We start from the raw sequence: 4,687 nt of genomic DNA on the forward strand, positions 1-4,687 counted from the left end.
CTGTGCCTGTGCCTGTGCCTGCGACTGTGCCTGCGGCTGCGGCTGCGGCTCCGACCGCGGATCCCACCGCGGCTGCGGCTGTCGGTGTCACCGCGGCCAGGCGGGCGCGCGGCCGCCCCTCACCGCCGTCTGGTCCGGCTCCCTCGGTTTCGCCCGGCCCGATCCCGGGCCCACCCTCGTCGCGCACGGCGCCGCGCTACGGCTTCACGGTGCCGGAGTCGTACGGCTGCTGCCGCCGGACGACACCCCCGTACGCCTCGACGACCCCGGGCCCGCCTGGCTGGCGCTGCGCGCGCCGGGCGCTGACACGGGTGGCCGTACGGCCGACGGCACAAGGTCGGCGTACCGGCTGCGCGAGGTCAACGACCGACGGCTGGAGTCGCTGTTCCGCCGGGCCGACCTGCTTCTGACCCCCACCACCCCGAACCCGCCGCACGGCCACGAAGGCCCGGGCGACCAGTACTCGACCGCGCTCACCTGGGCGTTCAACCTCAGCGGGCACCCGGCGGCGAGCATCCCAGCGGGCTTCGGCGCGGACGGGTGCCCGGTCGGGCTCCAGGTGGTGGCCCGGCATGGCGAGGAGGAGGTGCTGCTCCGGGTCATGGCGGAGGCCGAGGAGCGGGCGGGGCTGCGGGCTCCCCGGGCCCGGTGGCCGAAGCCCGGTCCTGCTGCTGGAGCGGGAACCGGAAACCGGCGTCCAGGCCGAAGCTAGCCAGAATTCAATGCGCGCGCATATACTGCGTACGCATTCAATCGTCGTGCACGCGCAGATCCCGCGCGCCCATCCGCCGTACGCCCGTACGTCTTACGCCGTACGCCGACCGCACCACAGAGGGCCGATCATGAACCGCAGCTTTCTCTTCCTGCTGGGCAGCAGCCGCAGCGACGGCAACACCGAGGCGCTCGCCCGCCAGGCCGCCGAACAACTGCCCGCCGATGTCGAGCAGCGCTGGCTGAGTCTCGCCGAGCATCCGCTGCCCGACTTCGAGGACCTGCGCCACGACGCGGAACACGTCCGGCCCACCGGGGACGACGCGGCTCTGCTGCTCGACGCGACGCTCGCGGCCACGGACATCGTGATCGCCTCGCCGCTGTACTGGTACTCGGTGTCCGCCCCCGTGAAGCGCTACCTCGACCACTGGTCGGGCTGGCTGCGCACGCCCGGTGTGGACTTCCGGGCGAGCCTCGCCGGGCGCACCCTGTGGGGCGTCACCGTCCTCGCGGGGCCGGACCCGGAGACCGCCGACCCGCTGGTCGGCACGCTCCGCAGCTCGGCCGCGTACATGGAGATGCGGTTCGGCGGGGTACTGCTCGGCAACGGCAGCCAGCCCGGTGACGTACTGAACGACACCGACGCCCTCACCCGTGCGAAGACGTTCTTCGACGCGGACCCGGCGCTCAGGCCGTGATGTCCTTCGTCGTGAAGCGTGCCCAGGCCGCCGAACCGAACACCGCCGCGTACAGGGCCTGGATGCCGAGGTTCTTCACCAGGTCGTCCCAGTAGACCGGTTCGCGCATCAGGTCGGCGAAGGACAGCCAATAGTGGGAGAAGAAGTAGGGCTGGAGCGCGTGCAGTTGGGGTATCTGGTCGAGGATCTGCACGGTGATGACAAGCCCGACGGTCGTCGCCATCGCCGCGATGCCGCTGCCCGTCAGGGTGGAGATGAACAGGCCGAGCGCCGCCACGCCGGTCAGTGACGCGGCGACGACCAGCGCGATCAGCAACGCCCGCCCGAGGCCCTCGGTGAAGCTGATGCTCGTACCGGAGATCGTCATCAGGTCACCGAGCGGGAAGAGGATCGCGCCGACCGTGAGTGCCGATATCGCCACCACGAGCGTCGCCACCAGGCAGAACGTCAGCGTGGTCGCGTACTTGGTGAGGAGCAGGCGGGTGCGGCCGGCCGGGGCGACCAGCAGATAGCGGAGCGTGCCCGCGTTCGACTCGCCGGCGATCGCGTCGCCCGCGATGACGCCGATGGCCATGGGGAGGAAGAAGGGGAGGGTCGCGGCCAGGGCCGTGAACACCAGGAACAGGCCGTTGTTACTGATCTGCGAGATGAACGCCGGTCCCCCGCCACCGCTCCCGGGTCCGCCTCCGGCGGGGCCGGCCGAGGAACCGTCGCCCGTCTCGATCTTGACCGCTATGCCGACGAGGATCGGTACGGCGGCGAGCACGGCCAGCAGTGCGAGGGTGCGCCAGCGGCGGAAGGTGGTGAGCAGTTCGTTGCGGAAGAGGCCGAAGAGGGTGCCTCGGAGGGTTGTTCGGCGGCTGACGGTCTGATGTGGCTGGTCGCCCGGTTCCCCGCGTCCCTTCCGGACGGCACTCGTCTCAGCCTGCGACATCGAAACCCTCCCCCGTCAGGGCCACGAACGCGTCCTCCAGGGACGCCCGTTCGGCGCCGAAGCCCCGGACGCGAACGCCCGCTTTGACCAACGCGGCGTTCAGATCGGCCAGTTCACGGTCGCCGTCCGGCACCTCGCCGGTCACCCGGTCGTCGGTCACGGCCACGTCGGCGACGCCCTGTTCCTTGAGGACCCGGGCCGCGTCCGCCGCGTCGGGCGTCGTGACGACGAGCCGTCCGCGTGCCCCGGCGGCCAGTTCGGCCACGGCGCCCTGGGTGATCAGCCGCCCCTGGGCCATCACGGCCGCGTGCGTACAGACCTGCTCGATCTCGTCGAGGAGGTGGGAGGAGAGGAAGACGGTGGTGCCGTCGTGCGCCAACTCCCTCACCAGGGTACGGATTTCACGCATCCCTTGCGGATCGAGCCCGTTGGTCGGCTCGTCGAGGACAAGCAGCCGGCGCGGCTGGAGGAGTGCGGCGGCGAGCCCGAGCCGCTGTTTCATGCCCAGCGAGTACGCCTTCGCCTTCTTGCCGGCGGCGGCCGTCAGGCCCACGCGGTCCAGCGCCGCGGCGACGCGCTTACGCCGGGTGCGGGGATCGGCGGTCGGGTCGGCGGCGTCGTACCGTGCGAGGTTGTCGCGGCCCGAGAGGAACCCGTACAGCGCGGGTCCCTCGATGAGCGCGCCGACGTGGGGCAGTACGGCCCGGGTGGCGCGGGGCATCGGCCGCCCCAGCACCCGCGCCGTGCCCGACGTCGGCTCGATCAGGCCCATCAGCATGCGGATGGTGGTCGTCTTGCCCGAGCCGTTGGGCCCGAGGAACCCGAAGACACTGCCCGCCGGGACGGTGAGGTCCAGGGTGTCGACGGCGAGCTGTCCGCCGCGGTAGCGCTTGGTGAGGGCCCGGGTGACGATGACGGCGTCGTCGTCATCGTCACCTCGGTCCACCTTCTGCGGCTCCGTGGCGGACGGTTCTTCCATGGGCTCCCTCGATCGTCGTACGCGTACGGCGGTTACTTCTGGGTGTTGGCCGCCTTGACCAGGGTGTCCTTTGTCACGGCGCCGACGTAGAGCTTGCCGTCGTCCGTCATCAGGGCGTTGATCAGACGGGTCTTGAAGACCGTCCCGGAGCCGAAGTCGCCGGAGACCTTGTCGCCGAAGGAGTCGAGGAAGCCGCCGAACGCACCGGCCTCGGGCGAGTCGCCGGCCGACGGCAGCCCGCCCTCGATGCCCGAGTCGAACATGGCGATGGAGTTCCAGCCCTCGCCGATGACCTTGAAGTCCTCGCCCTTCTGGCCGTCCGCCACGCCCTCGTGACTGTCGAGTCCCTTGAGGGCACCGTCGAGGTCGTCGTCGAAGTTCTCGTCGAGGTATTTGTCGAGGGACTTGTCGAATTCCTTCTGGTCGGCCTTGCTCGGGCCCTCCGAGGACTCCGAGGCGTCCGGGCCGTTCTCCTCGGTGACCTTCGCCCCCTTGGGCGGGGTGAAGTCGAAGGTCGAGGCGGCGGGCTTGCCGAAGTCGACATCGACGAAACCGGCGTCCACGACAGCGGCACCGCCGCTCGCCGGGGTGAGCGTGAACTTCAGGGGCGTCCCGGTCTTCGAGTCGACCGCGATACTGATCGCCCCGACCGTGGACCCGGCCGACTTCGGCTCGATGACCAGCTTGTACGCGTCCCGGCCGGCGACCTGGACGGTGCCGTCGACGGTCACGGAAGTGGTGTCGTCGACCGCCTTCAGGGCCTCCTTCGCGAGATCGCCGGGCGTGGCGGTCCCGTCCTCGCCGGGCAGAATCCGGTCCCCGCCCTTGTCCTTCCCCCTGCCCCTGTCCTTGCCGCTCTCGGAGGCGGGGGCCGTCGCGTGGTACGCCTCGTTCGACGCGCTGTCGTACGCCCACACCTCGTCGCCGTTGTGGATCACGCTGTACTCGGCGGCCTTCTCCAGCAGCGACAGCTTCTGCTTGTCGGGGCCGTCGACGGCGACGCGCAGCGTGTGTGTGCCGGAGGCCAGCTCAGGGAGCTTGGCACTCGGATCGGCGGCCGATCCCGAGCCGTCGGAACCCGCTCCGAGTCCGCCGGACACAAGTCCGCTCTCCAGGCCGCCGAGGTCGGGCAGCCCCAGATCCGTAGTGATCTTCACTGTGCCGGACAGTTGCTGTACGTCCGACGCGGCGATCTTCTCGATGAGTTCCTGCGCGCTGATCTTCGGCAGATCTGGGTCACCGGAGCCGGCGAACGCCGGTACCAGCCCGATCGTCGCGACCGTCAGACCGATCACCACGGCCGGGGCGGCGTACCGCACGACCTTGCGGCGCCGGGACATCACGTCCTCGGCCTCGATCCCGGCC

At 70.6% G+C, this 4,687-nt stretch carries 5 protein-coding genes; 2 read left to right on the forward strand and 3 right to left on the reverse strand.

Annotated elements, in window-relative coordinates; all coding sequences use genetic code 11:
* A partial coding sequence (locus AOK08_RS24630; RefSeq protein ID WP_241827076.1) for an amidase family protein occupies positions 1 to 712 on the forward strand: 712 nt, incomplete at its 5' end.
* A gap of 130 nt (positions 713 to 842) precedes the next feature.
* Positions 843 to 1,409: a flavodoxin family protein gene (locus AOK08_RS24635; RefSeq protein ID WP_055529910.1), complete on the forward strand. Its 567-nt coding sequence runs from the start codon at positions 843 to 845 to the stop codon at positions 1,407 to 1,409.
* On the opposite strand, the gene AOK08_RS24640 is transcribed toward AOK08_RS24635, so the two are convergent.
* Genes AOK08_RS24640 through AOK08_RS24650 form a run of 3 tightly spaced genes read right to left on the reverse strand, consistent with a single transcriptional unit; the run spans position 1,399 to position 4,680 of the window.
* A complete protein-coding gene (locus AOK08_RS24640) occupies positions 1,399 to 2,343 on the reverse strand; it encodes an ABC transporter permease (protein WP_055529911.1) in 945 nt (314 codons plus the stop codon). The genes AOK08_RS24635 and AOK08_RS24640 overlap by 11 nt on opposite strands.
* Complete coding sequence (locus tag AOK08_RS24645; RefSeq protein WP_055529913.1) at positions 2,330 to 3,322, reverse strand: ABC transporter ATP-binding protein; 993 nt, start codon at positions 3,320 to 3,322, stop codon at positions 2,330 to 2,332. Before AOK08_RS24645 ends, AOK08_RS24640 begins: the two co-directional genes overlap by 14 nt.
* 32 nt (positions 3,323 to 3,354) lie before the next feature.
* Positions 3,355 to 4,680 carry a LolA family protein gene (locus AOK08_RS24650; RefSeq protein WP_063794122.1) on the reverse strand — a complete coding sequence of 442 codons (1,326 nt, stop codon included), beginning with the start codon at positions 4,678 to 4,680 and terminating at the stop codon, positions 3,355 to 3,357.
* Positions 4,681 to 4,687 lie beyond the last annotated feature (7 nt).

The organism is Streptomyces graminilatus (genome assembly GCF_001418565.1).
Taxonomy (GTDB): Bacteria; Actinomycetota; Actinomycetes; order Streptomycetales; family Streptomycetaceae; genus Streptomyces; species Streptomyces graminilatus.